Origin of the sequence: Glutamicibacter sp. TV12E, from assembly GCF_052441935.1 — a bacterium.
In the GTDB taxonomy this organism is placed as follows: domain Bacteria; phylum Actinomycetota; class Actinomycetes; order Actinomycetales; family Micrococcaceae; genus Glutamicibacter.
The window spans coordinates 54,793-81,698 of record NZ_JBQVVF010000001.1 but is presented as its reverse complement, the minus strand read 5'-3'; the positions used below and the strand labels follow the sequence as shown (position 1 = coordinate 81,698).

The following is a 26,906-nucleotide window of genomic DNA, read 5'->3' as shown; positions in this document are numbered from 1 at the left end:
CGAAAGGGACTAACTACATATGACTGAGAGTTCAGTAGGCAAGGCCGACTCTGCACGCTTGCAGACTCCGGCCCGGCTGAAGAAGGGGACAATGCGCATTGTTCCCCTCGGAGGCTTGGGCGAGGTTGGCCGAAACATGACCGTTTTCGAGCTCAACGGGAAACTGTTGATCGTTGACTGCGGTGTGCTGTTCCCCGAAGAGCACCAGCCTGGCGTGGATCTGATCCTGCCGGACTTCTCCTACATCAAGAACCGCTTGGCAGATGTGGTGGGCGTAGTGCTCACCCATGGCCATGAGGACCACATCGGTGCAGTCCCTTACCTGTTGCGCCTGCGCGAAGACATCCCACTGTACGGGTCGAAGCTGACCTTGGCCTTCGTGGAAGCAAAGCTGGCAGAACACCGGATCAAGGCCAACACCAACATTGTGGTGGAAGGCGAGATCGCGCAGATCGGCAACTTCGAATGCGAATTCGTGGCCGTGAACCACTCGATCCCAGATGCCCTGGCCGTGTTCTTGCGGACCGAGGCCGGTACCGTGCTGCACACCGGCGACTTCAAGATGGACCAGCTGCCGCTTGATGGCCGCATCACCGACCTGCGCCACTTTGCGCGCTTGGGCGAGGAAGGCGTGGACCTGTTCCTGCCTGACTCCACGAACGCCGAAGTGCCCGGCTTCACTGTGGCAGAACGCGAAATCGGCCCAGTGCTTGAAGCCAAGTTCGCCCGTGCCCGCCGCCGCATCATCGTCGCTTCCTTCTCCTCGCACGTTCACCGCGTGCAGCAGGTCCTGGATGCCGCCGCGATGCACGGCCGCAAGGTGGCCTTCATCGGCCGCTCGATGGTGCGCAATATGGGCATCGCCGAACGCTTGGGCTACCTGGACATCCCGCAGGGCGTGCTGGTTGACCTCAAGCAGATCGACTCGCTGCCTGACCACAAGGTCGTGCTGATGTCCACCGGTTCGCAGGGCGAGCCAATGGCTGCGCTCTCGCGCATGGCCAACGGCGAGCACAAGGTGCAGATCAACCCGGGCGACACAGTCATCCTGGCCTCAAGCCTGATCCCGGGCAACGAGAACTCCGTCTTCCGCGTGATCAATGGCCTGATGCGCCTGGGCGCCGAGGTCATCCACAAGGGCATGGCCAAGGTCCACGTCTCCGGCCACGCCTCGGCCGGCGAGCTGCTGTACTGCTACAACATCCTGCGCCCGAAGAACGTGCTTCCGGTCCACGGCGAAACCCGCCACCTGATTGCCAACGGCCGCCTGGCCGCGCAGTCCGGCGTTCCGGAGGAAAACGTGCTGCTGGCAGAGGACGGCTCCGTCATCGACATGAAGGATGGCGTCGCCCAGCTGGTTGGCCAGGTTGAATGCGGCTACGTCTACGTTGACGGTTCCAAGGTAGGCACCATCACCGATGATGACCTCAAGGACCGCGTCACCCTGGGCGAAGAAGGTTTCATTTCGGTGATCACTGTGATCAACCGCCAGAATGGCACCATCATTTCCGGCCCGGACATCCACGCCCGCGGTGTGGCCGAGGAAGACTCGGTCTTCAACGAGATCAAGCCGAAGATCGCGGCCGCGATTGTGGAAGCGGTATCGAATAACCCGAACCACTCCACGCACCAGCTGCAGCAGATCACCCGCCGCGTGATCGGCTCGTGGGTTTCGCGCAAGCTGCGCCGTCGCCCAATGATCGTTCCGGTCGTTCTCGAAGCCTAGGCTTCCGCAACTAAAGCCCCAAACCAAGAACTTGGTTTGGGGCTTTAGCCGCTTCTGGACAATGTCAGCCCATGCTTCTCGGCGTCTTAGATCAAGCCCAACAGCCCAGCCAAATTTGCAGGAAGAAGGGGTACGGGACCTGCGGCTTCGCCTTCGCAGGCATCCGGGGTTCTAGCGTCTTGCCAATCGTTGCATTCGGTTCTTTGCAGGACGCGTCCTGTTTTCACTTCCATTTCAACCACTGAATCCCACTGGGAAGGGACAAGCCGGCCCAGTTCCTTGCCCGTGCCGACATCTAGCAGTTTCACGGATTCCCAATCACCCGATGGGGCAGGGAAAACTTCACTCGCCGACGCGGTGGCGGCAAATGCCAGAGTTGCGGCAAGTAGTGACGGGCAAAGAATCAGCAGAGTACGAAGCTTCACGATATTCCTCCGGGAGAGTCGGGCATTGTAACCAATCCTACTGTTGATCTATTAATTACCCTTTTAATTCCCAGCCACTTGGGTGCAGTGTTGAGCCTGTGCCGTGTACCGGGAAGTACTTCGATGGGGCAGAATGACTTCAGAGACGTCTTGAGGAGTCGAGAAGTGATCGAATTCGAAAATATTTCCAAGCACTACCCTGATGGCACCGTTGCGGTCAGCGACTTCAGCCTGAAGATCCCGGCCCATACTTCAACCGTTTTTGTCGGGTCCTCCGGCTGCGGCAAGACGACCTTGCTGCGGATGATCAACCGGATGGTGGACCCCAGCTCGGGTTCGGTGCGCATCGACGGCGAGGACATTTCGGAGAAGAACGCTGTGGAGCTGCGACGCAGCATCGGATACGTCATGCAGAATTCGGGACTGCTTCCGCACTTCACCGTGGCAGAGAATATCGCAACCGTTCCCCGGCTGATGGGGGAGCCAAGGAAGTCCTCTCGCCGCAGGGCGCTGGAATTGATGGATACCGTTGGACTCTCCGATACCATGGCCGACAGATACCCGCACCAGCTATCTGGTGGCCAGCAGCAACGCGTTGGAGTCGCCCGGGGCTTGGCTTCGGACCCCAATATCTTGCTCATGGATGAGCCCTTTGGAGCGGTGGATCCGATCGTCCGCGCAGAACTGCAAACTGAGCTGCTGAGATTGCAGAAAGAACTGGACAAGACGATCGTATTTGTCACCCACGATATCGACGAAGCATTCTTGCTGGGGGACCAAGTTGTCATCCTGGCTGCCGGTGCCCAGAAGCTCCAGGTGGGAAGCCCGAGCGAAATCATCGAAAATCCCGCCAATGACTTTGTCGCATCCTTCATCGGCGCCGAGCGCGGGTCCAGGGCGCTGAGCGTCAAGCAGACAGCCCAAGGGCCGGTGCTGGTCGATGCCCAGGGCAAGACCCAAGGCCGACTCGTCGAAGACAGGGCCCATCCATGACCTGGATTTCAGAAAACCTGGCACTGATTGCCTCGTTGTCCCTTGAGCATCTGCGCCAATCGCTGATCGCGATCATGATCGGGTTTGCGCTGTCCATTCCCTTGGGCTGGATCGCCTGGCGCTATAAGCTCGTGGGCGGTCCATTGGTCACGCTGACCGGTTTGCTCTACACCATTCCCTCGCTGGCATTGCTGATGATTCTTCCGGTGATCTCCGGCATGAGCGCCATTAGTGAAGCCAACTTGATTGTCGCCTTGAGCATCTATGCGGTAGCGATTATGGTGCGCACAGTCGTTGACGGCCTGGATTCAGTTGATTCTGCAGCGCGTTCTGCTGCCACAGCCATGGGGTACGGCAGCGCCCGCCGGTTTTTTGCCGTTGACCTGCCATTGGCTGGGCCGGTAATCCTGGCGGGCTTGAGGGTGACAGCGGTCAGCACGATCTCGCTGGCCACGGTCGGGATTCTGGTTGGTGTCACCAACCTGGGTTACTTGTTCACCAATGGCCTGCAGCGACGCATCATCGCTGAGGTGTTTTCAGGGCTGTTGGCCGTGGCGCTCATTGCGTTAGCCGTCGACATATTGCTTGTTCTGCTGGGCCGCTGGCTCATGCCGTGGAGCCAGAAAGACCGAAAGCAAAAGGCCCGCGGCGCTGCGGGCAGCAGTGAGGCGGTGTCCTCGTGAACTTGCTTGTTGAAGCGTTCAGATGGCTTGTTGCTCCAGGGCAATGGGAAGGCAAAGCAGGGCTTCAGGTACTGCTGGGACAGCATTTGCTCTTCACCTTGCTGTCCGTGGCCATTGCCGGAATCATCGCCATCCCCGCCGGTTGGGCCATTGGCCACACCGGCAAGGGGCGCGAAATTGCGGTGGCCGCTGCTGGCATCGCCCGTGCAGTGCCTTCTTTCGGCTTGCTGATTTTGCTGGTGCTGCTTTTCGGAGTCACGCATAAGCCGGAAGCCGCGCTCGTGGCCTTCGTGGTGCTCGCAATTCCTTCGCTTCTTGCCGGCGCCTACACCGGTTTTGAAGCCATTGATCGCAAAACCGTTGATGCGGCCCGGTCCATGGGAATGACTGAATGGCAAATCTTGTTGAAGGTTGAGATCCCTTTGGGGCTTTCATTGCTGGTCGGAGGGATCCGGGCAGCTGCCTTGCAAGTCGTTGCTACGGTGACCATCGCCGCATATGTAAATCTTGGTGGACTTGGACTTCCGATTATCACGGGATTGAATCTGCGGCGCTTCGACATGGTGCTCGGCGGCGCCGTGATGGTTGCGGTCCTGGCGCTATTACTCGATTTGCTGCTGGCTCTCGCGCAGAAAGCTGCGGTTCCCCGTGGATTGGGCTCCCAAAGAACAACACCAAAAAATCAAGATGCTGGTCGCTTGCAAGTACAAGATAAGGAACTGACATGAGATTAAAACAGGCAACACGGGTGGCAGCGGTGGCTGCAGCAGGGACTCTGGCCTTGGCCGGTTGCTCCAGCTCGGACCCACTAGCTGCGCAGAGCAGTTCCGAGCAGTCGGGATCGGGGAAAGTCGTTGTAGGATCGCAGGCCTACTATTCGAACGAGATCGTCGCTGAAATTTACGCGCAGGCCCTGGAGAATTCCGGCCTGGACGTTGAACGGCAGTTCAACATCGGACAGCGTGACGCGTACATGCCCCAGTTGGAGAATGGAAGCATCAACGTCTTCCCTGAGTACACGGGCAATCTGCTGCAGTTCTTCATGGAAGACACCGAGGCCCGCTCATCTGCCGATGTCTACAATGAGCTCGAGAAACAGCTTCCAGGATCACTGGCTGTCTTGGACGAGGCTGAAGCTTCGGACCAGGACTCCTACACGGTCACCCGCAAATTTGCCCAGGACAATGATCTCAAGAGCATCGAAGATCTCGCACGTGTCGAGGACCAGCTGACCCTTGGCGGACCACCTGAACTGGCCGAGCGCCCATACGGGCCCAAGGGCCTGGAGAGCACCTACGGGGTGAAGGCCGATTTCTCGGCAACAGGAGACACCACGGTGGAAGATCTTGTTGCAGGAACGGTCAACGTGGCCAACGTGTTCACCGCGGATCCGCGCATCAAGACCGAAGATCTCGTAGTTCTCGAGGATCCCAAGTCGCTCTTCCTCGCGTCCAACGTGGTGCCGGTGGTGACAGCGGATCAGTCCTCGACGCTGGGGGAGGTCTTGAACCCGGTCAGCGAGAAGCTTTCGGCCCAGGACCTGATCGACTTGAACGTGCAAAGCACTGTTGAGAAGAAATCAGCGGCCGACATTGCCAAGGCGTGGTTGGCTTCTGAAGGGCTCTGACTCGTAGCCCGTCCAACTAGCGGCTTACTGCGCGAACGGCCGCCATGACAAGAGAAATCTTGGCATGGCGGCCGTTTCCCGTATCCGGCTGCGGAATTCTTTCATTGCTACCTGGACCAAGGCCTGCTTGTTTTGACTAATGATAATGATTCGCATTAGTGTTTAGGTTTGTTGGTCGGATTGGTGCCGAAATCCGGTGCTGATAGATGGCCTGCAATGAACGGAGCACTGATCAATGAAGAGAATGAGTCCATGGATGCTGGCGATGCCCGCTGTGGTCTTGGCCTTTGCCACTGGCTGCAGCAGTCCGGCCGGAGGATCGGGCACCATGCCCGCAAGCACTGGCACCAGCACCGGCACGGAGAACATCACGCTGGATAGCTGCGGCAGGACTGTCGAATTCGACAAGGCGCCCTCCCACGTCTTGGCCGTCGGCTCAGAAGCGCCTTCCTTGCTCATGGCCGCCGGGGCTGGCGACAAGCTCACGCATTACGCGGGAAGCCTGAACGTCCCGTTCGACGAGCAGACCAGGGCAATCGTCGAGAATGCCGAGCGGATCACCGAGGATTCCCATGATGTCTCCTATGAAATGATCCTGAATTCCGGAGCCGATGTAGTGATTGGGACGGATATTGCTGCCGGAGTCGATCTGAATTCGCTGGCCGAGCGCCTGGAAAGCGCCGGCGTCAAGATGCTCACCGTCAGCGGCTATTGCGCCGGATTCGAGGACCGTTCGACCGGAGGCCTCAGCGGCTTCGAGCAGATCTACAAGGATGTGGAATCCTACGGCCAGCTTTTCGGCACCGAAGAGATGGCCAAGGAATCAGTCGACCAGATGCGCGATCGCGTAGCTGCGGCAGCACGCGGCGTCAAAGGGCAAGACGGGCAACGCGGGCTTCCGCTGTACGTCCCGACCTCGGGGGCACTGGGATCCTACGGACATGAGTCGTTGATCGATGAGCAGCTGGATCTGCTGGGCATGCAAAACGTCTTCAGCGACGTGCCGAAACGCTACTTCGAACCCTCCAACGAAGAACTCGTGGACAGCGACGCCGACAAGCTCTTCGCCATGTACCTGCCAACAGGGTCCTCCGGCCTGGAAACAGATCAGCAAGTGCTTGACGAAGTCGGCCATCGCGCTGAGCTGAAAGGACTGCCTGCGGTCCAGGACAAAGACGCTATCGTGCCGTTGAACTACTACTATTCCTCGCCGGGGCCGCTGGCCGTGGATGGCGTTGAAATCATGGCAAAGCAGCTGGCCCAGCGATGACCCGCGCTGATTTGCGCCCTCGATCAGCCGGGATTGCGCGGCATCGATCCGCGTATGCCCGGCCTCGCCGTCCAAGCCAGGAACTGGTCCACGGGGCACGGCCAATTGAATTCGTGAAGTTGAGCCCGGCATCGAATACCACCGTCCTGGTGACCAGCCGCCATGCGAAAAGCCATTACCCATCGATAGCTCGCCAGCTGATGCGCACCGAGCATGTCCATGCTGAGCAAGTCGGGTTTGTTCTTCCGCCTCGTGCCCCCTCCGCCCAAACCCGGCTGCACATGGCCGGGGGCGAACTTTGCGCCAACGCCTGCATGTCGCTAGCGGCATTGCATGCGGCGACCAGCACCGAGAGCGGCGAGCTGAGCCTGCGCATTGAAACTTCCGGTGCAGAACAACCGCTCCATTCCACAGCCGAACGGCTGGAAGCGGGGTACCGATGCCAACTGCAATTGCCCCTGCCGCAGCAGATTGAACCGTACCCGCTCTCCGGAGCTGCCGGCTGCGCATTAGTCCGGTATCCCGACGCCGTGCACCTGATCATCGAATGCCAAGCATCGGATCCTGCTGAACGCCTCCGGGCGCGAAGATTGGCGCTGGACCTGGAAAGCACCCAGGGCGCATCAGTCATCGGAATCATGCTCTACGACCCCAGCCGGGGCGAGCTGGCCCCGTTGGTGAATGTCCCGGCGCTGGGCAGCCTGGTCTGGGAAAGCAGCTGCGGATCGGGAACGGCTGCGCTCGGCGCCTACCTGGCGGCAAAAGCCGGAAGCGATATTGCAGCTGAGATCAAGCAACCCGGTGGCACCATGCACGTCAAGGCGCGTTGCAGCAAGGCCGCCATCACTGATCTGTGGATCAGCACCGACATCCAAATCGTCGCCCAAGGAACGGCATATATCCATGACTGATTTCCCGCTTGCCACCACCGACGCCGTGCGGCAACCGCTGTCCGCAACGCTGCATGGCTATCTCGGCAAATTCACCGAAGCCGCCCACCACTACGACGGCTCCACGCACCAGGCAGAAGGCCTGGAAGCACTGCTGGGCGCATACTCGGCCTTGATCACCGATCCGGGCAATGAACCGGGATATGCCCAGCTGGCAGCCACCGAGTCCGGGAGCATGCTGGTAGAGCAATTGCGCGCCCAATCCGCCCGGTGCGTTGCGATCCTCGAGAAGTACCGGGCACTGCATCTGCTCAACGGGAAGACCGGGGCCGACGGCTATTTCGCCAACATCGAATCATGCATCGATGAAGAGTTCGGGGCGGTCGCTCCGAAGGCCCAGTCAAAGGTCCTGCTGATCGGCTCAGGATCCTTCCCCATGACCCTGCTGAATCTTGCCTCGCGCACCGGGGCCAGGACAGCAGGCATCGATATAGATCCGGAAGCACTTGACCTTGGCCGCCAAGTAGTTCAGCTGCTGGGCGGCGACCTGAAGATCACGCTGAGCTGCGAGCCGATTGAAGACCTGGAATTCTTGCGCGAGGCAACTCATGTGGTCATCAGCTCCACGGTGCAGGCAAAGTACCAGATGCTGCACCGGATGCACCCATTGACCCGCGACGACGTGGTGGTGGCCATGCGCTACGGAGACGGCCTGAAATCGCTGTTCAACTATCCCAAGGAACCGGTGGATGCGCAGCGCTGGAAATTGGCCGAAACCATTGAGCAGCCGCTACAGATATTCGATATCGCGCTGTACTCCAAGCAGCGCCCCCACAGGAAAGGCAACTAGCCCATGGATGAACTGGGAAATATCCTCATTGCCGGCACCGGGCCAGTTGCGGTGCAGAGCGCGGTGCTGCTCGCGCAATTGCCCGGTGAACTGGGAATCGCCGGCCGCGATTCGACACGGGCCGCCGAATTCTTCACCAGCGTGGAGCACAACGGCAAGCAAGTGCAGGCCCAGGTGCAGAACCCGGCCCATCGTGCGCTGGCGGGCCAAGCGAGCCTGGCGCATCGCTACCTCGGATACCACCGGGTGCGCCCGTGCTGGGACACCTTGGTGATGGCCGTGTCCGCCGATGCCTACCTGCCGGTGCTTCGCGCGCTGCCCGAGGAAACCTTGTCCGCCATGAAAAGGATTGTGCTGCTCTCGCCCACCCTTGGCTCGGCCAAGCTCGTGGGCGAATATGCCCGGCGCAGGGGAGCGCATCCGGAAGTCATCAGCTGCTCAAGCTATTTGGGCGATAGCCGCCAGATTGCCGGGACCAGCGGAATCGAGGTGCTCACCGCGGGAGTGAAAAAGCGGATCCATCTTGGGACCACAAGGATCCAGAGCCCCGCGGCGGACCGGCTGGCCGCAGTACTGGAAGCCGCAGGTACTGCTGTGCAAGCTGCCAGCACGCCGGTGGAAGCTGAAGCCCGCAATATGTCCCTGTATGTGCACCCGGCACTGTTCATGAACGAGGTGGCGCTGCAAGCGGTATTCTCCCCGGGACCGGTCCCCAAATACGTCTACAAGCTCTTTCCCGAAGGCCCGGTTACCCCCGCCCTGATCCACGCCATGGCCGAGGCCTGGCGGGAGCTGAACGCCATCATCGGGGCACTGGGCGGCCAAGGCGTCAATTTGCTGCAGTTCATGCTGGAGGACGGATACCCGGTGCGTCCCGAGAGCATCACCCCGCAGGCGGCAGCCAATTTTGACAAGCTCCCGGCAGCAGAACAGGAATACCTGCTCTACGTCCGCTACGCGTCGTTGCTGATCGACCCCTACTCGCAGCCCGACGAGCACGGGAGCTACTTCGACTTCTCCGCCATCGCCTTCCGTCCGATCTTCGTCAACGACCACGGCCAGTGGGACATCCCGCGGATGCCCAAGGAGGATTACTACCGGACCAAGATCATCCAGGGCCTGGCGCGAAAATACGCGGTGCCCTGCCCGATGATCGACCAGTTGCTCGGATCCTACGAGCGGGCACTGGAACACGCGGCGCGGCAGCTGGAGCCACAGCCGTGTTCGCCACAGTTCAGCGTCGAGGATTTCTCCGAGCATGTGGACATGATCGGCTCCCCGTCAAGGAGCGCGGCATGAAGCAAGCAGAAATGAATTCCACGCAGCCGCTGCCCAGCGAGCGCCGGATCATCGCCGAAATCTGGCCGGCGCTGCTGGCCTCGGCGCTGGGGCTGCTGCCCTTCACCGTGCTCAGCACCTTCCTGGTGCCGATCGCGGATTGGGCCGGAGCAGGAGTGGCCGAAACCGGCACCCTGCGCGGCCTGGCCGGGGTGGGCGCGGTGCTGGCGGGCGTGGCTGCCGCCCCGTTGATCGGCCGCATCGCCCCGGGCACCGTGGCCGCCGCCGCACTGGGGCTCATGGGGGTCGCCGCGGTGCTGGGCACTTTCTCCGGGCTGGCAGCATTGGCGGCCTTCTGCCTGGCCACCGGCATATCCAATGCCCTGCTCTACCCGGCGCTGTCCACCGCCGCAGCTGACCGGTTCGGCACGACCCCTGCCGCGGGGCGCGCGGCCACTTTGGTGATGACAGCGCAGACCTTGGCCTCCACGCTCGGAGCGCCGCTGCTGGTGCTCCCGGCCCTGTGGTGGGGGTGGCAGGGGAACCTGATCGCGATCGCGGTGTTGAGCCTCGTGCTCATCCCCGCGGTGGTGCGCTACGGCCGCGCCCATGCCGCCGGCACCGAAGACGCCGCAGGCAGCGGATCCGGGCAGGCGGGGCGAATGGGCTATATCGCGGCCTTCCGGGCCTTGGGCGCGGTGCCCGGGGCGCGGGCCCTGCTGCTGGTTTCCTTCGGCCGGGCCGGAGCGTTGATGGGGCACTTGGCATTCCTCGCGCCGCTGTACGCCGACAAGTTCCAGCTGACCGCCAGCGAGTTCGCCTTTGCCTGGTCGGTAAGCGGTGGGGCGTTTTTCCTGGGCCACTTGCTGGCCGGAAGGATGCTCAACGCCGAAGAGTCCGAACAGCGCACCCGCTCGGTGATGGCCATCTGCCTCGGCACCGCCTTGGCTGCCCTGCTCGGGGTCTACCTGGCACCGGCGCTGCCGCTGGCCCTGTTGTGCACCGCGCTGCTATCGGCCAGCCATGCCGTGGTCTCGGCCGCGGTGACAACCTTGCTTGTGGCCCGGTGCACCCAGGTGCGCGGCACCGCGCTGGGCATGAACGCCGCGGGCATGAGCCTGGGGCTGTTCCTGGGCACGGCCGCCTCCGGGGCCGCGCTGGCCGCCGCCGGGTACCTGGGCGCAGCCGCCGTGCTCGGCGCCTTGACCCTGTTGGCCCTTGGCGCCGCACTGGCCGTTCCTGCCAGAACCACCGGCCAGATCCAGGAGCAACAGCCATGACGCACATTCCAACTCGCGAGCGCCCCGGCTTCGAGCCCCTGGTTTTCTCCGGCGACGACCTGGAACATGATCAACGCACCCGGCACGCCTGGATCTGGAGTGCCGGCCTGCTGGCGGCCCTGCTGCTGACCATGCCCATTGCGGTGGGGCTCGGGCCGGTCTCCATCGAGCCTGGAACGGTGCTGCAGATCCTCGGGCAGCACGTCGGGGCCGGCCCGGAGGCAGGGGACTGGAGCTCCTCGGAGCAATCCATTGTGCTGCTCTTGCGCGTGCCCCGGGTGCTGCTGGGAGCGGCCGTGGGCGCCGGCCTGGCGCTCGCCGGGGTGGCGCTGCAGGCCCTGACCCGCAATATCCTGGCCGAGCCCTATCTGCTCGGGGTGACCTCGGGCGCCTCCACCCTGTCTGCGGCCTCGATCCTCTTCGGCGCCACCGCGGGGATCGGCACGGCTTCGCTGGCCACCAGCGCCTTTGCCGGCGCCCTGGCCGCCGGCATCGCGGTGTTCCTGCTGGCGCGGGTCGGCTCGCAGATGACCTCCACGCGGCTGGTTCTGGCAGGTGTCTCGGTCGGATATGTCCTGCATGCGCTGACCTCGCTGCTGATTTTTGCTTCCGATGATCCCAATGCGGGCCGATCGGTGCTGTTCTGGACCTTGGGGTCGCTGGCCCAGGCCACCGGCCAATCGGCCCTGGTCACGTGGCTGGTGGTGCTGGGCACGCTGGGATGCCTCATGTACTGGTCCCGGCCGATGGACGCCCTGGCCATCGGCGATGCCACCGCCCAGACACTGGGGATCAAGCCGGCGAAACTGCGGGCGGCGGTGATGATCGTGACCGCGCTGTGCGTCGGTGCGCTGGTGGCGGCCTCCGGGGGCATCGGCTTCGTGGGGCTGATCATCCCGCACGTCGCCCGGCTGTGCGTCGGCTCGACCCACCGCCAGTTGCTTCCGGCGGCAGCTCTGCTGGGCGCGCTGTTCCTGCTCTGGGCCGACGTCCTGGCCAGGACCGCTTTGGCGCCGCAGGAGCTGCCCCTGGGAATTGTCACCGCGCTGCTCGGCGCGCCATTGCTCTTCATGCTGGTGCGCAAGCTGAACCCCGCCCAATGAGACACCGCCATCTTCGAAAGGCAAGATCATGATTACAGCTACTGACGTTTCCGCCGGCTACGGGGGCCAGCTGGTGGTTCGCGGGGTCGACCTGCAGGCGGACCACGGCGAAGTGGTCGGCCTGATCGGCCCCAACGGCAGCGGCAAGTCCACGTTCCTGCGCACGCTGTACGGGGCTCTGCCCCCGCGAACCGGGCTGGTCAGCTTGGACCATGAACCGATCAGCGAGCTGCGCGGAAACCGGCTGGCCCGCCGGGTGGCCGTGGTCGCCCAGGAATCGCCCTCGGATCTGCCGGTCAGCGTCGCTGACATGGTGCTGCTCGGCCGGGCCCCGCAGCGCAGGGCGTTGGCCGCCTTCACCCGCGAAGACCACCAAGCGGTGGCGGCCGCCTTGTCCCGGGTCGGCGCCCGGGACCTGGCCAACCGCCGCTACGCCACCCTCTCGGGCGGCGAGAAGCAGCGGGTGCTGGTGGCCCGGACCCTGGCCCAGCAGGCCGATCACTTGCTGCTCGATGAGCCAACCAATCACCTGGACATCCGCTATCAGCACGAACTGCTGCGCCTGGTCGGGCAATTGGGGGTCACCACCGTGGTGGTGCTCCACGACCTGAACCTCGCCGCCCGGTATTGCGACAAGCTGGTGATCCTCAAGGACGGCCAAGCGCTCGCCGCCGGAACCCCGCGAGAGGTGCTCACCGCGCAGCGGCTGCTGGATGTCTACGGCATTCGCGCCGAGCCGATGGACGTGCATGGCTGCCTGCAATTGGTCTTCAGCATCGCCGACGAGCCGCAGCTGCACGATGCGGGTGCGCGGGCCGCCAGATGATAGCCTCCCGGTAGGTGGAGCGTGCAGGGCCAGGACCTGCCGTCCCAAGCCAAGACCGTGAAAGGGACCTGACAACATGGCTTCCAATGTGGATGCGGTAGACAAGCACTACGACCTGATCATCCTCGGCACCGGCTCGGGCAATTCGATTCCGGGACCTGAGTTCGATGACAAGTCCATTGCCATTATCGAAAAGGGGGCCTTTGGCGGCACCTGCCTGAACGTGGGCTGCATCCCGACCAAGATGTATGTCTACGCGGCCGACACGGCCTTGGAAGCACGGGAGTCTTCACGCTTGGGCATCGACGCCCAGGTGAATTCCGTGGATTGGCCGGGCCTCGTCAATCGCGTATTCGACCAGCGGATCGATTTGATCGCCCAAGGCGGGGAAGAGTACCGCAGGGGTGAAAGGACTCCGAATATCGACGTGTATGACCAGCATGCCCGGTTCGTTGCCGAACGCACGCTGCGCACCGGCCAGGGCACGGCGGCCAAGACCATCAGCGCCGACCAGATCGTTCTGGCGGCAGGCTCGCGTCCCTTCATCCCCGAGGTGATCGCCCAGTCCGGGGTTCACTTCCACACCAATGAAGACATCATGCGCTTGGCCCGGCAGCCAAAATCCATGGTGATCGTTGGCGGCGGCTATATCGCCATGGAATTTGCCCATGTCTTCGAGGCCCTGGGCACCAAGGTGAGCATCATCGCCCGCTCGGAACTGCTTCGGCACCTGGATGCCGACCTGCGCGAACCCTTCAATGAGCTTGCCGCCCAGCGCTACGACGTGCATCAGGGACGGAACATTGCCGGAGCCAGCCAGCAGGGCAAAGAAGTCACCGTGACGCTCGATGACGGGTCCGAGATCAGCGCAGAAGTCCTGCTGGTGGCCACCGGGCGCATTCCCAACGGCGATGAACTGGACTTGGATCTTGCCGGCATCGAGTCCACGGACGGGCGCATCAGCGTTGACGAATTCGGGCGGTCCACCTCGGCGACGGGCGTGTGGGCGCTGGGCGACATTTCCTCCCCATACCTGCTCAAGCACGTTGCCAACGCGGAAATGCGCGCGGTGCGTCACAACCTGCTGAACCCGCAGAACATGAAGAAGATGCCCCATGAGCATGTTCCCGCCGCGGTCTTCACCCATCCGCAAATCGCCTATGTCGGGATGACCGAGGAAGAGGCCCGCGAGGCAGGGCACGAGATCACCGTCAAGGTGCAGAAGTATGCCGATGTGGCCTATGGCTGGGCCATGGAAGATCGCAGCGGCATCGCCAAGCTCATCGCCGACAAGAAGACCGGCAAGCTGCTCGGCGCCCACTACATGGGGCCGCAGGCTTCCACGCTGATCCAGCAGATGATTACCGTCATGGCCTTCGATCTGGATGTGAGGGAGGTGGCCAGCAACCAGTACTGGATCCACCCGGCGCTGCCGGAGGTCACCGAAAACGCATTGCTCGGACTGGACTTCTCCTAAGCGCAATTCATTGCGTGCACGTGCAGATCGGCCCTGGCCACCTGGCGCAATCGGTGGGATGCGTGCGGCCACGGCGCTCCCGGATCGGTGGCTGGAGGCAGGTTGCGCCGGTGGCCATTGCGGCAGCAGGGGCCGGGGCTGCAACGCCGAATCTAAAGCAGAGCAAGGAGGAAAAATGAAGTTGAAGAGCCATCTTGCCGCATCTGCCGCGGCCGGCATCCTGGCCATGGCGCTGGGGGCGGGCGCCATGCCGGCAGCCCAGGCCAGCGGCAAGACCTACACCCAGGAAGTGGCCAGTGCCGGTACCTGCACAAAAATGGAAACCGCCACGATCCACGCCTTCAGGGCTTCCGGCTATGAAGTCAGCGGCCATGCCTGCCTGAAAAGCGCGGGAGGCTACACCCTGATGATCGACTACTCGAAATAGCTTGCCTGCCTTTCACGTGATCCATCTCTAGCTCCTGCCAAACCCCGTGCAGACGTGTAAATTCGGGGCGCATACAGCTGTTGGCGATACCCTAGAACTATGGCCCCACGTACTCAGTCTCAGGGGACGAAGAAGCCGGCGACGCGTAAACCCAAGGCGTCCAGCTCTTCGTCGTCCAAGAAAACGCCCGAGAATCCGGAACAGGAACTCGCCCTGCCCTTACGTGCCCTGCGCAGCGTATGGATGGGCATTGCCCGGATTTTTGGTGGCGCCTTCCGCCGAATCGGCGGAACGGTGAGCCCTGACTACGAACTGCGCCGCGACGGCACAGGACTTTTCCTTGCCCTGATCTCGATTACCGTGGCCATCATCGAATGGTGGGGGTTGCGCGAATCGGGCTGGTTTGGACAGGGCGTGCACGCCGTAGCTGGCGGCACCTTGGGCTTCATGGCCGTGCTCCTGCCGGTCATCTTGTTCATCGGGGCCTTCCGGCTCTTCCGCTACCCGGAAGAAGTCACCGCCAATAACCGCATCGGCATTGGCCTGCTGATCATGACGCTCTCCGGCTCATCCATTGCCTCGCTGGCACAAGGCTCGCCAGCGGTCACCGATGACTTCGAGCTGTTGTGGACCGCCGGCGGAATGGCCGGCTCCATCCTCGGAACGCCACTGGGCTTGCTGATCACGGTCCCCGGCGCCATGGCCGTGTTCATCTTCCTGGCATTCATGTCCCTCTTGATTGTCACCGCAACGCCATTTACCCAGATTCCGCAGCGGATCCGCGCGGGCTACAACCGCCTGCTGGGCCAGGATCCCGATGCGGCCAAGCCGGCACGCCACACGGCCCAGGCCGAACTGGATCCAAGCCGTGAAGAACACGACCAGTCCTACCTCTACCCGGAGGACGAGCCGGTTGCCCCTGCACCAAAAAAGAAGAAGCCGGGATTCTTCGAACGCCGCGCTGCCGCGGCCCGCCAGGTGACCGAAGTCTACGACGTGGACGGAAGCGAAAGCGCCGAGCGCCCGGGGGACGTCGCCTACGACAAGGCCGTCATCGAGCCCGAAGAATTCTCCGAGGCCTCGACCACGTCGCTGCCGGTGAGCAATCGCAACTCCGGCAAGATCTTTGATGCCGATGAAGCCGCCACCCAGGCCATCGCGCGTCCGAACTTCGAGGACCACGATGCAGTCGAAGCCGCCACCCAGGCAATGCCTGCCGCGTCGAGGCCCGCGCCCGCCGGCCCGCCTCCCGGGGTGAAGCGCCCCACCAAGGCCGAAAGCGAAATGGCCGAGATCATGGCCAATATCGGTTTGAAGGCCGAGCCGGAGGCAACCACGTCCGCCATGGACCAGGTTTCCTCACGCGCCGCAGGCCTTTCGGCCAGCCCGCAGGCGCCGATCCCGGCGCGCAGCGAGCAGCTGCAGCTTTCCGGCGATGTCACCTACACCCTGCCAGAAGACGGCTACCTTCCTGCCGGCCCGCCGGCCAAGGAAGCTTCCGAGGCCAACCAGGTAGTGGTCGACGCGCTGACCAACACCCTGCAGCAGTTCAAGGTCGACGCCCAGGTGACCGGCTTCTCCCGCGGGCCGACGGTGACCCGCTACGAAATCGAGCTGTCGCCAGGCACCAAGGTGGAGAAGGTCACCGCGCTGGCCAAGAACATCTCCTACGCGGTGGCTTCCTCCGACGTGCGCATCCTTTCGCCGATCCCCGGCAAATCCGCCATCGGCATCGAAATTCCGAATACCGACAAGGAAGTTGTTGCCCTGGGCGACGTGCTGCGCAGCAACAACGCCCGCAAGACCGAGCACCCCATGGTGATGGGCGTCGGCAAGGACGTCGAAGGCGGCTTTGTGGTTGCCAACCTCGCCAAGATGCCGCACCTGCTGGTGGCAGGCGCCACCGGCGCCGGCAAGTCCTCGTTCGTGAACTCGATGATCACCTCGATCCTGATGCGCGCCACCCCCGATGAAGTACGCATGGTCATGGTTGACCCCAAGCGCGTGGAGCTGACCGCCTACGAGGGCGTGCCGCACCTGATCACCCCGATCATCACCAACCCGAAGAAGGCCGCCGAGGCACTGGGCTGGGTGGTCCGGGAAATGGACACCCGCTACGACGATCTGGCCAACTTCGGCTACAAGCACATCGACGACTTCAACAAGGCTGTGAAGGCCGGCAAGGTCCACCCGCCGGAGGGCTCCCAGAGGGTGCTCAAGCCCTACCCGTACCTGCTGGTGATCGTGGACGAGCTCGCCGATTTGATGATGGTCGCGCCGCGCGATGTGGAAGAGTCGATCGTTCGCATCACCCAGCTGGCCCGTGCCGCCGGCATCCACCTGGTGCTGGCCACCCAGCGTCCATCCGTGGACGTGGTCACCGGCCTGATCAAGGCCAACGTGCCTTCGCGCATGGCCTTCGCCACCTCCTCGGTCACCGACTCCCGCGTGGTGCTGGACCAGCCCGGCGCCGAGAAGCTGCTGGGCCAGGGTGACGCGCTGTTCCTGCCCATGGGCACCTCCAAGCCGATGCGCGTGCAGGGCGCTTGGGTCACCGAATCCGAGATCCAGCGCGTGGTCGAGCACGTCAAGACGCAGCTGGCACCGGAGTACCGCGAAGACGTGATTCCGGCCGCCGAAAAGAAGAAGCAGATCGACGAGGATATCGGAGACGATCTGGACCTGCTGTTGCAGGCCACCGAATTGGTGGTCACCAGCCAGTTCGGTTCCACCTCGATGCTGCAGCGCAAGCTGCGTGTTGGCTTCGCCAAGGCCGGACGCCTGATGGACTTGATGGAATCGCGCGGAGTGGTGGGCCCTTCCGAGGGATCCAAGGCCCGCGACGTGCTCATCCAGCCCGATGACCTGCCAATGGTTCTGGCCGCGATGCGCGGCGATGACCCGGCGACCACCGCGCCATCGGCCACCGAAGCGGCCCTGGTGGCCGAAGCCAACGTGAACCACGCTGATCCAGTGGCGGAATACGCCGAAGACCTGGTGGCCAGGGACCTGGATGATCGCCCGCAAGCCGTTGACTACTTTGACGGCTCCGACGAACCGGGCGAAGACGCCTGGGACCTGACAGGAAGAAACTAGAACCCATGAGCGAGCAAGCTGGCCACGGCGCCCAGCCACCGGTTCCGACACTGAACATCGCCAATGTGCTCACGTGCATTCGCATCATCATGGTGCCCTTCTTCGTCTGGGCGCTGCTGGCCGATGGCTCGCAGCAGGGGCTGTGGCGCTGGGTTGCCCTGGTGCTGTTTGTCCTGGCCATGTACACCGACAAGCTCGACGGGGACCTGGCCCGCAGCCGCGGGCTGATCACCAACTTCGGCAAGATCGCCGACCCGATTGCGGACAAGCTGCTCACCGGCTCGGCCCTTGTATGCTTCTCCATCTTGGCGGAGCTTCCGTGGTGGGTGACCATCGTGATCCTGGTTCGCGAATGGGGCATTACGCTGCTGCGCGTGGTGGTGATCCGCTATGGCGTGATCGCCGCGAACATGGGCGGCAAAATCAAGACCGTCCTGCAGTCGGTGGTCATTGGCCTGTACCTGCTTCCATACACCCACACCATCGAATGGCTGCACGCTGTTGCCTGGTACCTGATGCTGCTGACCGTGGCCGTGACCGTGGTGACGGGCGTTGAATACCTCATCAAGGCCGGCCAGCTGGTCGCAAGCGCCAAGAAGCAGAAGTAGGGCGCGGCGCATGATGAAATCCCAGGCTCCCGCCGTCATCGCCGCGGCCATTGGACAAGGCGTCCAGCTGGCCACGGCAGAATCCCTCACCGCCGGCATGATCGCCGCGCGCTTGGCTGAAGTGCCCGGGGCCTCGGCCGTATTGCGCGGGGGAGTCGTGAGCTATTCCTCTGACGTGAAACGAGGGCTGCTCAAGGTGGATGCGCAATTGCTCGATGCCCGGGGCTCGGTTGACCCCGAGGTGGCTCGGCAGATGGCGGTGGGCGCGCTGCAAGCCTGCGGTGCGGACCTGGCCGTGTCGGCAACGGGAGTGGCGGGACCGGAGGCCCACGATGGCAAGCCGGTCGGCACGGTGTACATTGGCTGGGCCCGCGGTGCCGAGTCGGGGTCCACGGTGCACCACTTTGTGGGCGATCGCGCCCAGATCCGTGAACAAAGCACCCATGCGGCACTTCAACAGTTGGCTGCCATCCTGGATAAAGCTTCTTCACAGTAAGACGCGCAAGACTAGTTCTCCCGAGATATTACGCAAAAATCATGCTTCATGTGGCGAGCGTCGCATTTTTCAGATTAGGCTGAGGATCGGGGAACAAAATCGTATGACCCGCCGTTGTACGAATTACAGGGCCGCAAGGTTGGCCCCCGTATTAAACAGATCTTCGAGATGGACCTAGGAGCAAAGGCTAAATTTATGGTCAAGCAACCCGTTACTGTCAATGGTGTTGTCCGTTGGCGCGATACGGGAGAAGCCCATACGGTCCAGCCCGAGAAGGAGGAGCACAAAATGGTAGTACTCCGTCATGAAATCGGCGATGTTCTGCGTGACGTCCGTCAGCGCCAGGGACGCACCCTTCGCGAGGTTTCACATAGCGCCCGAGTTTCCCTCGGTTACCTTTCCGAAGTTGAACGCGGTCAGAAGGAAGCCTCCTCGGAGCTGCTTTCCTCGATCTGCGTGGCGCTGGAAATTCCACTGTCCCTCATGTTGCGTGAAGTCTCCGAACGAGTAGCGCTGGCTGAAGGTATCGCCATCCCTGATACCGTGCCAACGGATATGGCCAACGAGTTCGCTGAGAAAAGCGCCGGAAAGCCGCTGGCTTCCGTCTAAGTCAAAAAATCTTATGGTTTCCGCGGCTCAGTAATCGAGTTGGCCGGGGCCGAACAAGGAGCCCACGCTCATCGCGTGGGCTCCTTGCCTATGTCATGGGAGAATAATCAGGTGAAAATCAGCGATTTCTGGCGCAATATGGAAGCCGAGTTCGGGCCGCGGTACTCCCACGTCCTGGCCGACTCCATGGCTTTGACCGAACTTGGCAGCCTCACCCCTGCCGAAGCATTGAACAAGGGCGTCAAGCCCAAGCAAATCTGGGAGGCGCTGTGCCGCGCCCAGGACGTTCCAGCTGAACGTTGGCTCGGCGTGGATATCGAACCCAAGGATTCCTGACCGCCGAATTCGAGAATGGTGTTTTCGATACTTCGAAAACGCCGTGTTGGATTTCGAACATCTGTTCGGATATGCTTATCCTAGAAGCAGCGCAGGAAACTGCACCAAAAACTTAAGCACTGAGATTGTCCACACTGGCGGGCTATCAGAGTCCAAAGTGTCGGTGGATGAGCATACTGTCTACAGCAGGACATAAATCATGAGCAGGTCGCTTCCGGCTTGCATGAGCAAAGGTGAACCATGGCAGCAAATAATGATCGAGAAAAGGCACTAGAGGCTGTCCTCGGCCAAATTGACAAGGCCTATGGCAAGGGCTCGGTCATGCGCCTGGGCGATGAAACCCGTGCCCCTATTGAAATTATCCCAACGGGTTCGGTCGCATTGGACGTCGCCCTGGGAATTGGCGGCCTGCCACGTGGTCGCGTCGTGGAGATCTACGGCCCGGAATCTTCCGGTAAGACGACGGTGGCGCTCCATGCTGTTGCCAGCGCGCAGAAGGCTGGCGGCGTCGCCGCCTTCATTGACGCCGAGCACGCCCTTGATCCTGAATACGCCAAGAAGCTTGGTGTAGATACCGATGCGCTTCTGGTCTCGCAGCCGGATACCGGCGAGCAGGCGCTGGAAATCATGGATATGCTCGTGGGTTCCGGTGCATTGGATATCATCGTTATCGACTCCGTGGCCGCACTGGTGCCACGCGCCGAAATCGAGGGCGAAATGGGCGATAGCCACGTTGGCCTTCAGGCTCGACTGATGTCGCAGGCTCTGCGTAAGATCACCGGTCGCCTCTCGGCATCCAAGACCACGGCCATCTTCATCAACCAGCTGCGTGAAAAGATCGGTGTCTTCTTCGGCAGCCCTGAAACCACCACCGGTGGTAAGGCGCTGAAGTTCTACGCTTCGGTCCGTATCGATATCCGCCGCATTGAGACCTTGAAAGAGGGCACCAACCCGGTGGGTAACCGCACCCGCTGCAAGGTCGTCAAGAACAAGATGGCTCCTCCCTTCAAGCAGGCTGAATTCGATATCCTCTACGGTCACGGAATCTCTCGCGAAGGTTCGCTGATCGACATGGGTGTCGAGCACAACCTGGTCAAGAAATCCGGCGCCTGGTTCACCTATGATGGCGACCAGCTGGGCCAGGGCAAGGAAAACGCCCGTCGATTCTTGCGCGATAATCCAGACCTGTCCGATGAACTCGAGCGGCAGATCTTGCAGAAGCTCGGCGTCCTGCCAAAGGACGAGGTTGAAGAAGACGAGACAGAACTGCGAGTCGTCGAGGGCGACAAGTAGTGTCCTCAAACTTCCAACGACGTAGCGTCCGCCCCGGACACAAATCCGGGGCGGACGCTACGTCCGTTTCGCAAGAGTTTCAGGGAAGCCTCGACGACATGCCGGATTGGGCGAAGCCCGACCCCCAGGCAGCGAAAGCGCCGGCCTCGGAACCGGCGGGCGCAGAGGACTCCACGTCGAAACTTCCTGAACATGGTCATCGCCGCATCATTGTGCCAGCTCCGCAGGAGAGCAAAAAGCCTGAAAGCGTCGATGAACTGCGTGCAGCGATGGAACGCATCGTCGCCGCACCAGCACCCCCGAAGCTGTCGAAGAAGGAACGCCGCGAAGCGCGGGAAGCCCGGAAGCTGGCCCGCGAAGCGGGGGAAGCGGAAGAACTCACCGACGAACAGTGGCGTGAGAAAGCGCGAAACATCCTGCTTCGCCAGCTAACTGCCAGCGACAAGACCGCAAAGCAGCTCAAAGACAAGCTGCTGGACAAGGAATGCCCGGAAGAAATCGCTGACGAACTCATTGAGCGATACGCGGAGATCAATCTTGTCGATGACCAGCGTTTTGCGAAGTCATGGGTGGTGACGCGAGCCCGCTCCAGGGGGCTGGCCCGCGGCGCGATTAAGCATGAGCTTCGCTCAAAAGGCGTCGATGATGAACTCGCCGCCGAAGCGTTGGAACAGATTGACGATGAAGCAGAAGAACAGCGCGCCCGCGAACTCGTCCGCGCAAAACTCCGTCCAGAATCAATGGGAGCAGATCGCGACAAGGCTTTGCGCCGTTTAGTTGGAATGCTCGGACGCAAAGGCTACAACGGTTCGATGGCATTCAAGGTAGCTCGCGAAGAATGGGAAGAACGGTTCAGATCCTGAGGCTATCGATGTTTCTTTCGCATGAATGGCCTCTTGCCCAAGCGAAATAGCCAGTCATCCAAGCATTGGTAAACCCACAAAATGATGACAGCGATCGCAACCAATATTGAACCTGTCCCAATATTAAAAAGCAGATCGTCAGTTCTGTAATCCATTGGCGGGATTACGCTGATCGCCATCGGAACGGCAAAAAGGAACAGCGCGCTGGGGAAGCCATCCACCAATGGAAAACCTTCATGGAGCGCGACAGTGGCAAAGCGCGCCCAACTGGACTCCTAACTGGTGGTTCGCCAGCGTTGCAACCCGCGGTTCTGCTCGCATGCCTTGAAATCGTCATTAGATGGAACAACTCGATCGTATCGGAAACCGCTGCGCTGCGCTCCAGATGATTCACGAGTACTCATCTCCAATTCGTGGGCGTTCGCCCTAGGGTCGCCTACATTTCAGCTAGATGGAAATTTCGGTAATCTTGAAGGGTGACTGAGCAACAAACCGTGAGCATCCCGGAAACCGAAGAACTGCCGCGTACCTATGAAGTACGCACCTTTGGTTGCCAAATGAACGTCCACGATTCCGAGAGGCTTTCTGGTCTTTTGGAAGACGCAGGATTGAGCCGAAAGCCTGAGGAGCTCAAGGACGGCGTTGCTGATGTCGTCGTCTTCAATACGTGCGCAGTGCGAGAAAACGCGGACAACAAGCTCTACGGGAACCTCGGCATCCTCAAGGGCATCAAGGCAGAGCGCCCAGGCATGCAAATTGCGGTTGGTGGTTGCCTGGCGCAAAAGGATCGAGACACCATCCTGAAAAAGGCTCCCTGGGTCGATGTGGTCTTCGGAACCCACAACATCGGGTCCTTGCCTGCACTGCTGGCTCGTTCAGAACACAACAAGAAGGCAGAGCTTGAGATCCTCGAATCTCTTGACGTCTTCCCTTCAACTTTGCCAACGCGGCGCGAGTCCGTGTACGCCGGCTGGGTATCGATCTCCGTAGGCTGCAACAATACGTGCACCTTCTGCATCGTTCCGTCGCTGCGCGGCAAGGAACGCGACCGTCGTCCCGGCGAAATTCTGGCCGAGATCCAAGCGCTCGTTGACGACGGCGCCATCGAAGTGACCCTGCTGGGCCAGAACGTCAACTCCTACGGCGTTGAATTCGGGGACCGCCTGGCCTTCGGCAAGCTCCTGCGCGCTTGCGGCGAAATCGAAGGGCTCGAACGCGTACGATTCACCAGCCCTCACCCTGCAGCCTTCACCGACGATGTCATCGACGCAATGGCCGAAACACCTAATGTCATGCCGCAGCTGCATATGCCATTGCAGTCCGGATCCGACAAGGTGCTCAAGGAAATGCGCCGATCCTACCGTTCCAAGAAATTCCTCGGAATTTTGGACAAGGTGCGCGAGCGAATCCCGCACGCCGCGATCACAACGGACATCATTGTCGGCTTCCCCGGTGAATCCGAAGAGGACTTCCAGGCAACCTTGGACGTTGTCGAGGCTTCGCGTTTCTCCTCGGCCTTCACCTTCCAGTACTCCAAGCGGCCTGGCACGCCCGCGGCAACCCTTGAAGGCCAGCTGCCCAAAGCAGTGGTCCAGGAACGCTTCGAGCGCCTGACCGCGCTGCAGGACCGCATCGCCAAGGAAGAAAACGCCAAGCAGCTGGGACGAACCGTGGAAGTCATGGTGACCGAGCAGTCGGGGCGCAAGGCCGAGGAAACGCACCGGCTTGCTGGCCGTGCGCAGGACCAGCGGCTTGTGCACTTCTCCGTGCCCGAGGGAGCGCAAACGCCGCGCCCAGGCGATCTGGTGACCCTGCCCATTACCGAAGTGGCAGCATTCCACCTCATTTCAGACCCTGATTCCGGCCAGTACTCATTGCGCCGTTCCCGCGCCGGAGACGCCTGGGACCGCGCGCAGGCAGAAAGCTGTGGCGTTCCTGCTCCGGGTGAAACTACCGCCACGGGCCGCACAAATTTGGGCATGCCAACTCTCAAAGTTCGCAGCTAGCCCTATGACGGAAACTCATCTGCCGATCATCGCCATCGTCGGTCCTACCGGTACCGGCAAATCGGACTTGGCGATTGCACTGGCCCAACAGCTGGGCGGGGAAATCGTTAATTCTGATGCCCTGCAGTTCTACAGGGGCATGGATATTGGGACCGCAAAGTTGCCGGTGTCTGAACGCGGGGGCATCGAACATCATCTGATGGACACTCTGTCGATCGCCGAAGAAGCCTCGGTTGCCACGTTTCAAGAACAAGCACGCGAGCAATTCGCGCAAATTCGAGCGCGTGGCAAGGTGCCGATCATGGTAGGCGGATCTGGACTTTATGTCAGGGCGGCACTGGATGTCATCGATTTTCCGCCCACCGATCCAGGCGTCAGGAAGAAGCTGGAAGCAGAGGTCCAGGAAAAGGGCGACGGAGATCTTCGCCGCCGGCTAGCTGAAGTGGACCCCGTGTCCGCCGAGCGCAACCTGGATCTGCGGCGGGCTATCCGGGCCTTGGAAGTCCATGAAATTTCCGCGCGCCCGTTCAGCTCCTACATGCCGCAGCGCGAGTACATTGCTCCGGCTCTTCAGATCGGACTAAATTACGATCGTTCAGCGTTGCATGAAGCATTGGAAGCACGTGTGCACACAATGGATGCGATGGGATTGGCTGAAGAAGTTGCCGGTTTGCTGGAACTGGGACTGCGCGAAGGCAAAACAGCTTCTCGCGCGATCGGGTACCAGCAGTACACGGATTATCTTGACGGAAAAATCACCCGGGCCGAGGCCATAACCCAGACGGTGGTTGCCACCAGAAAATTTGCCCGACGCCAAATCACATGGTTCAACGCTGACCCGCGGGTCAAGTGGCTGGACCCCACCGAACCGGACCTCATTGGCAAAGCACTCGCCCTCATCGGCAGGCCACCCAAGGAACCAACACGCTAGGAGTATCGATGTACAGCACCGAACTAGGCCAACTGGCGGGGCAGCCTTTCGCCAAGGGCCATGCCACAGGAAACGACTTCGTCTTGATTGCGGATCCGGAAGCCGCGGTGGATCTGACCGCCGAACAGGTGGCAGCACTGTGCCATCGGCGCTTCGGCATCGGCGGCGACGGCTTGATTCGCGCGGTTCCCACATCCAAGGTGCCCGGGTACGAACAGCAGGTGGCCCAGAATCCAGGGGCCTACTGGTTCATGGACTACCGGAATGGCGATGGCTCCATCGCCGAAATGTGCGGCAACGGGGTGCGCGCCTTCGCCCACTTCCTGATCGCTGAAGGCCTGGTGGATCTTCCCGTAGGCCAGAGCATCCACATCGGCAGCCGCGCCGGCATCAAGATGATCACCCGGCTTGTTGAAGGCTACGCGGTGAATTTGGGTCCGTGGGGACTGATCTTCGAGGACCAGGCGGAAGCCGACTCCATAGATTCCATGGTCAAGCCACGCGGTTGGGAACAGGCGCTGCCAGCTTTGAGCATCACCATGGGCAACCCGCACACAGTGGTGGCCCTTCCCGATATCGACATGCTCGACAGCCTTGAGCTGTTCGTAGAACCAGAAGTCGCACCAAAGCCTGAAAACGGCACCAACGTCGAATTCGTGGTTCCCAACGAGCCGCTGATCGAAGAGGACGGAGTTGCCCAGGTGACGATGCGCGTTCATGAACGCGGAGTAGGGGAGACCCTTTCCTGTGGCACCGGCGCATGCGCTGCCGCCGCCGCGGTTCGATACTGGGCCCGAGGCACGGCGCTGATCAACCAGTGGGCCGTGTCGGTGCCAGGCGGCCTCGTAGGCGTTGAATTCCGTGCCAACGATGCCGGCGGCGAAGACACGATCCTTTCCGGCCCTGCAGAACTAGTTGCACGCGGAGTGATCGGCGCGAAGTAGCCGGTGAAGCAAAAATTGCAGGCATCTCGTCCTATGGACAGATGCCTGCAATTGCTGGAATGAGGTTCTAGGCCGGTCGCGAAACCTTCAGGACGCGGAAGGCCTTGGCCGTGGCCTCGCGAGTGATCGACCAGTCCTGGGGAAGCTGTTCGGCCAGCCATTTCTGCAAGGAATCGCTCCCCAGATTCTTCTGCACTACCAGCCAGGCGTCCCCGCCTGCTGCCAGGCGCGGCAGCCACAGCATCAGAAGTTCGTGCAGCGCTTCCTTGCCGATGCGGATGGGCGGATTGGACCAGATGGTATGGAACTGTAGACCGGGTTCAACGGAATCGGGGGTTCCGACAACCACGTTGCCCAACCCCAGGCGCTGGGCATTCAGCCGGGTCAATTCGATCGAGCGTTCATTGACGTCCACGCCGTGAACCGTGGATTCGGGGGACCTCTCGGCAGCGGTCAGGGTAATGGGTCCCCAGCCGCATCCGATGTCAAGCACACGCCCGCGTGGGGTGGGGACATGCTGCAACAACACTGCGGTGCCTTTATCCAAGCCTGAAGGCGAGAAGATTCCTGCGGCTGTCTGAACCTTGCGCACCGTGCCGTTAATTTCGACTTCAATGGTGCGTCGTTCATCGGCCGAGGCTGGGCTGGCGGTGAAGTAGTGATCCGAGGTCATAGGCAAAGTTTATCGTTGTGCTTCCCGTGGCCAAAGACCAGCGCATTCAACGTGAGCAAAGCGATATAGGCAGCTTGAACATTGACTGATAGAGTTTTCCCTATGACTTTCGTTTTCGTCTAATACGTAACCGCAGCGGTTACCTCGCGATCCTCCCCGGCGACGCGCCTATTTGGCGTGCCGGCATTGAAGGATT

General features: G+C 61.5%; 26 protein-coding genes. 24 read left to right on the top strand and 2 right to left on the bottom strand.

What is annotated here, in order from left to right; all coding sequences use genetic code 11:
- Positions 1-19 precede the first annotated feature (19 nt).
- Positions 20-1,726, top strand: coding sequence for a ribonuclease J (locus ACT7DV_RS00365; protein WP_146278050.1), 1,707 nt, complete (start codon positions 20-22; stop codon positions 1,724-1,726).
- A gap of 86 nt (positions 1,727-1,812) precedes the next feature.
- Here ACT7DV_RS00365 and ACT7DV_RS00360 read toward each other — a convergent pair whose 3' ends face one another.
- Positions 1,813-2,151, bottom strand: a complete 339-nt coding sequence (locus tag ACT7DV_RS00360) for a hypothetical protein (protein WP_444660397.1) — start codon at positions 2,149-2,151, stop codon at positions 1,813-1,815.
- A gap of 165 nt (positions 2,152-2,316) precedes the next feature.
- On the opposite strand from ACT7DV_RS00360, the gene ACT7DV_RS00355 reads away from it, so the two are divergent.
- From ACT7DV_RS00355 to dapF, 23 genes are all read left to right on the top strand, one after another.
- Positions 2,317-3,144 carry an ABC transporter ATP-binding protein gene (locus ACT7DV_RS00355; RefSeq protein WP_444660396.1) on the top strand — a complete coding sequence of 276 codons (828 nt, stop codon included), beginning with the start codon at positions 2,317-2,319 and terminating at the stop codon, positions 3,142-3,144.
- On the top strand, positions 3,141-3,827 hold the full coding sequence (locus ACT7DV_RS00350; protein ID WP_444660395.1) for an ABC transporter permease: 687 nt from the start codon (positions 3,141-3,143) through the stop codon (positions 3,825-3,827). Before ACT7DV_RS00355 ends, ACT7DV_RS00350 begins: the two co-directional genes overlap by 4 nt.
- Positions 3,824-4,555, top strand: coding sequence for an ABC transporter permease (locus ACT7DV_RS00345; RefSeq protein WP_444660394.1), 732 nt, complete (start codon positions 3,824-3,826; stop codon positions 4,553-4,555). The genes ACT7DV_RS00350 and ACT7DV_RS00345 overlap by 4 nt, the downstream gene beginning before the upstream one ends.
- On the top strand, positions 4,552-5,454 hold the full coding sequence (locus tag ACT7DV_RS00340; protein ID WP_444660393.1) for an ABC transporter substrate-binding protein: 903 nt from the start codon (positions 4,552-4,554) through the stop codon (positions 5,452-5,454). The genes ACT7DV_RS00345 and ACT7DV_RS00340 overlap by 4 nt, the downstream gene beginning before the upstream one ends.
- Positions 5,455-5,782: 328 nt before the next feature.
- The gene (locus ACT7DV_RS00335; RefSeq protein WP_444660392.1) at positions 5,783-6,724 is read left to right on the top strand and encodes an ABC transporter substrate-binding protein; all 942 of its coding nucleotides are present in this window, start codon (positions 5,783-5,785) and stop codon (positions 6,722-6,724) included.
- Positions 6,721-7,635 (top strand): hypothetical protein, encoded by a 915-nt coding sequence (locus ACT7DV_RS00330; protein ID WP_444660391.1) that lies wholly within the window; start codon positions 6,721-6,723, stop codon positions 7,633-7,635. Before ACT7DV_RS00335 ends, ACT7DV_RS00330 begins: the two co-directional genes overlap by 4 nt.
- A complete protein-coding gene (locus ACT7DV_RS00325) occupies positions 7,628-8,464 on the top strand; it encodes an SAM-dependent methyltransferase (RefSeq protein WP_444660390.1) in 837 nt (278 codons plus the stop codon). The genes ACT7DV_RS00330 and ACT7DV_RS00325 overlap by 8 nt, the downstream gene beginning before the upstream one ends.
- A gap of 3 nt (positions 8,465-8,467) precedes the next feature.
- Positions 8,468-9,763 (top strand): opine metallophore biosynthesis dehydrogenase, encoded by a 1,296-nt coding sequence (locus ACT7DV_RS00320; protein WP_444660389.1) that lies wholly within the window; start codon positions 8,468-8,470, stop codon positions 9,761-9,763.
- A complete protein-coding gene (locus ACT7DV_RS00315) occupies positions 9,760-11,022 on the top strand; it encodes an MFS transporter (RefSeq protein WP_444660388.1) in 1,263 nt (420 codons plus the stop codon). Before ACT7DV_RS00320 ends, ACT7DV_RS00315 begins: the two co-directional genes overlap by 4 nt.
- Positions 11,019-12,125, top strand: a complete 1,107-nt coding sequence (locus tag ACT7DV_RS00310; RefSeq protein ID WP_444660387.1) for a FecCD family ABC transporter permease — start codon at positions 11,019-11,021, stop codon at positions 12,123-12,125. The genes ACT7DV_RS00315 and ACT7DV_RS00310 overlap by 4 nt, the downstream gene beginning before the upstream one ends.
- Before the next feature lie 28 nt (positions 12,126-12,153).
- Positions 12,154-12,951 carry an ABC transporter ATP-binding protein gene (locus ACT7DV_RS00305; RefSeq protein WP_444660386.1) on the top strand — a complete coding sequence of 266 codons (798 nt, stop codon included), beginning with the start codon at positions 12,154-12,156 and terminating at the stop codon, positions 12,949-12,951.
- Positions 12,952-13,027: 76 nt separating this feature from the next.
- Positions 13,028-14,428, top strand: a complete 1,401-nt coding sequence (gene mtr, locus ACT7DV_RS00300) for a mycothione reductase (protein WP_444660385.1) — start codon at positions 13,028-13,030, stop codon at positions 14,426-14,428.
- Between the two features lie 175 nt (positions 14,429-14,603).
- Positions 14,604-14,855, top strand: coding sequence for a hypothetical protein (locus ACT7DV_RS00295; RefSeq protein ID WP_444660384.1), 252 nt, complete (start codon positions 14,604-14,606; stop codon positions 14,853-14,855).
- Positions 14,856-14,954: 99 nt separating this feature from the next.
- Entirely contained in the window at positions 14,955-17,951 is a 2,997-nt protein-coding gene (locus ACT7DV_RS00290) for a DNA translocase FtsK 4TM domain-containing protein (protein WP_444660383.1), read from the top strand.
- 5 nt (positions 17,952-17,956) lie between these two features.
- Positions 17,957-18,559 (top strand): CDP-diacylglycerol--glycerol-3-phosphate 3-phosphatidyltransferase, encoded by a 603-nt coding sequence (gene pgsA, locus ACT7DV_RS00285; RefSeq protein WP_060701131.1) that lies wholly within the window; start codon positions 17,957-17,959, stop codon positions 18,557-18,559.
- A 10-nt stretch (positions 18,560-18,569) separates the two neighbouring features.
- The gene (locus ACT7DV_RS00280; RefSeq protein ID WP_444660382.1) at positions 18,570-19,055 is read left to right on the top strand and encodes a CinA family protein; all 486 of its coding nucleotides are present in this window, start codon (positions 18,570-18,572) and stop codon (positions 19,053-19,055) included.
- 195 nt (positions 19,056-19,250) lie between these two features.
- A complete protein-coding gene (locus tag ACT7DV_RS00275; RefSeq protein ID WP_444660381.1) occupies positions 19,251-19,664 on the top strand; it encodes a helix-turn-helix domain-containing protein in 414 nt (137 codons plus the stop codon).
- Between the two features lie 111 nt (positions 19,665-19,775).
- Positions 19,776-20,000, top strand: a complete 225-nt coding sequence (locus ACT7DV_RS00270; RefSeq protein WP_444660380.1) for a DUF3046 domain-containing protein — start codon at positions 19,776-19,778, stop codon at positions 19,998-20,000.
- Between the two features lie 240 nt (positions 20,001-20,240).
- Positions 20,241-21,293, top strand: a complete 1,053-nt coding sequence (recA, locus tag ACT7DV_RS00265) for a recombinase RecA (RefSeq protein ID WP_444660379.1) — start codon at positions 20,241-20,243, stop codon at positions 21,291-21,293.
- A 98-nt stretch (positions 21,294-21,391) separates the two neighbouring features.
- Positions 21,392-22,156, top strand: a complete 765-nt coding sequence (locus ACT7DV_RS00260) for a regulatory protein RecX (RefSeq protein ID WP_444660378.1) — start codon at positions 21,392-21,394, stop codon at positions 22,154-22,156.
- 476 nt (positions 22,157-22,632) lie between these two features.
- Positions 22,633-24,162 carry a tRNA (N6-isopentenyl adenosine(37)-C2)-methylthiotransferase MiaB gene (gene miaB, locus ACT7DV_RS00255; RefSeq protein ID WP_444660377.1) on the top strand — a complete coding sequence of 510 codons (1,530 nt, stop codon included), beginning with the start codon at positions 22,633-22,635 and terminating at the stop codon, positions 24,160-24,162.
- A 4-nt stretch (positions 24,163-24,166) separates the two neighbouring features.
- Positions 24,167-25,093, top strand: coding sequence for a tRNA (adenosine(37)-N6)-dimethylallyltransferase MiaA (gene miaA, locus ACT7DV_RS00250; RefSeq protein WP_444660376.1), 927 nt, complete (start codon positions 24,167-24,169; stop codon positions 25,091-25,093).
- Between the two features lie 8 nt (positions 25,094-25,101).
- Complete coding sequence (gene dapF, locus ACT7DV_RS00245; RefSeq protein WP_444660375.1) at positions 25,102-26,037, top strand: diaminopimelate epimerase; 936 nt, start codon at positions 25,102-25,104, stop codon at positions 26,035-26,037.
- A gap of 67 nt (positions 26,038-26,104) precedes the next feature.
- Here the strand turns inward: dapF and ACT7DV_RS00240 are convergent, their stop codons facing one another.
- Positions 26,105-26,710 (bottom strand): class I SAM-dependent methyltransferase, encoded by a 606-nt coding sequence (locus ACT7DV_RS00240; protein ID WP_444660374.1) that lies wholly within the window; start codon positions 26,708-26,710, stop codon positions 26,105-26,107.
- Positions 26,711-26,906 lie beyond the last annotated feature (196 nt).

What these genes read in the sequence shown, in the direction of transcription:
- ACT7DV_RS00365 (WP_146278050.1), top strand. Translation starts at nt 20, where the DNA reads ATGACTGAGAGTTCAGTAGGCAAGGCCGACTCTGCACGCTTGCAGACT.
- ACT7DV_RS00350 (WP_444660395.1), top strand. Translation starts at nt 3,141, where the DNA reads ATGACCTGGATTTCAGAAAACCTGGCACTGATTGCCTCGTTGTCCCTT.
- ACT7DV_RS00340 (WP_444660393.1), top strand. Translation starts at nt 4,552, where the DNA reads ATGAGATTAAAACAGGCAACACGGGTGGCAGCGGTGGCTGCAGCAGGG.
- ACT7DV_RS00335 (WP_444660392.1), top strand. Translation starts at nt 5,783, where the DNA reads ATGCCCGCAAGCACTGGCACCAGCACCGGCACGGAGAACATCACGCTG.
- ACT7DV_RS00330 (WP_444660391.1), top strand. Translation starts at nt 6,721, where the DNA reads ATGACCCGCGCTGATTTGCGCCCTCGATCAGCCGGGATTGCGCGGCAT.
- ACT7DV_RS00325 (WP_444660390.1), top strand. Translation starts at nt 7,628, where the DNA reads ATGACTGATTTCCCGCTTGCCACCACCGACGCCGTGCGGCAACCGCTG.
- ACT7DV_RS00320 (WP_444660389.1), top strand. Translation starts at nt 8,468, where the DNA reads ATGGATGAACTGGGAAATATCCTCATTGCCGGCACCGGGCCAGTTGCG.
- ACT7DV_RS00315 (WP_444660388.1), top strand. Translation starts at nt 9,760, where the DNA reads ATGAAGCAAGCAGAAATGAATTCCACGCAGCCGCTGCCCAGCGAGCGC.
- ACT7DV_RS00310 (WP_444660387.1), top strand. Translation starts at nt 11,019, where the DNA reads ATGACGCACATTCCAACTCGCGAGCGCCCCGGCTTCGAGCCCCTGGTT.
- ACT7DV_RS00305 (WP_444660386.1), top strand. Translation starts at nt 12,154, where the DNA reads ATGATTACAGCTACTGACGTTTCCGCCGGCTACGGGGGCCAGCTGGTG.
- mtr (WP_444660385.1), top strand. Translation starts at nt 13,028, where the DNA reads ATGGCTTCCAATGTGGATGCGGTAGACAAGCACTACGACCTGATCATC.
- ACT7DV_RS00295 (WP_444660384.1), top strand. Translation starts at nt 14,604, where the DNA reads ATGAAGTTGAAGAGCCATCTTGCCGCATCTGCCGCGGCCGGCATCCTG.
- ACT7DV_RS00290 (WP_444660383.1), top strand. Translation starts at nt 14,955, where the DNA reads ATGGCCCCACGTACTCAGTCTCAGGGGACGAAGAAGCCGGCGACGCGT.
- pgsA (WP_060701131.1), top strand. Translation starts at nt 17,957, where the DNA reads ATGAGCGAGCAAGCTGGCCACGGCGCCCAGCCACCGGTTCCGACACTG.
- ACT7DV_RS00280 (WP_444660382.1), top strand. Translation starts at nt 18,570, where the DNA reads ATGATGAAATCCCAGGCTCCCGCCGTCATCGCCGCGGCCATTGGACAA.
- ACT7DV_RS00275 (WP_444660381.1), top strand. Translation starts at nt 19,251, where the DNA reads ATGGTCAAGCAACCCGTTACTGTCAATGGTGTTGTCCGTTGGCGCGAT.
- recA (WP_444660379.1), top strand. Translation starts at nt 20,241, where the DNA reads ATGGCAGCAAATAATGATCGAGAAAAGGCACTAGAGGCTGTCCTCGGC.
- ACT7DV_RS00260 (WP_444660378.1), top strand. Translation starts at nt 21,392, where the DNA reads ATGCCGGATTGGGCGAAGCCCGACCCCCAGGCAGCGAAAGCGCCGGCC.
- miaA (WP_444660376.1), top strand. Translation starts at nt 24,167, where the DNA reads ATGACGGAAACTCATCTGCCGATCATCGCCATCGTCGGTCCTACCGGT.
- dapF (WP_444660375.1), top strand. Translation starts at nt 25,102, where the DNA reads ATGTACAGCACCGAACTAGGCCAACTGGCGGGGCAGCCTTTCGCCAAG.
- ACT7DV_RS00240 (WP_444660374.1), bottom strand. Translation starts at nt 26,710, where the DNA reads ATGACCTCGGATCACTACTTCACCGCCAGCCCAGCCTCGGCCGATGAA.